Origin of the sequence: Robertmurraya sp. DFI.2.37, from assembly GCF_029211245.1 — a bacterium.
Taxonomy (GTDB): domain Bacteria; phylum Bacillota; class Bacilli; order Bacillales; family Cytobacillaceae; genus Robertmurraya; species Robertmurraya methanolica_A.
The window spans coordinates 1-314 of sequence record NZ_JARGEJ010000517.1 but is presented as its reverse complement, the minus strand read 5'-3'; the positions used below and the strand labels follow the sequence as shown (position 1 = coordinate 314).

General features: G+C 47.5%; 1 protein-coding gene. It reads right to left on the bottom strand.

Annotated features, from left to right (window positions below):
- Positions 1-314 (bottom strand): hypothetical protein (locus PZE06_RS27525; protein ID WP_483314094.1); only part of this gene is annotated, 314 nt, incomplete at both ends.

Sequence of the window (314 nt, the reverse complement as noted above, 5' to 3'; positions counted from 1 at the left end):
CAAAATACGCTCCATGACCTTGTGGCAATGGTATTTGCTCTGCTCGGTATCTACATAGAGGATTTTCCGTTTGTTCGGTGGCAGGTATGCCGAATACTTCAATACCTCGTCATTCTTCAACGCTGCCGCAACGATAGCGGAAATGTTGAATGTCTTTTTGCTCTTGGCTTTACCCGTGGATGCACTGAAATTACCCAACGTGCCAATGGTAGAGCCGTTCACCCAGAGTATTTCGGGCGGCACTTCGTAAGTGTCCGTCACCTTTAGATGAATGGTTTTCCAAAGGGCTGCGAAATCCTCTTTCTGCATGGTGA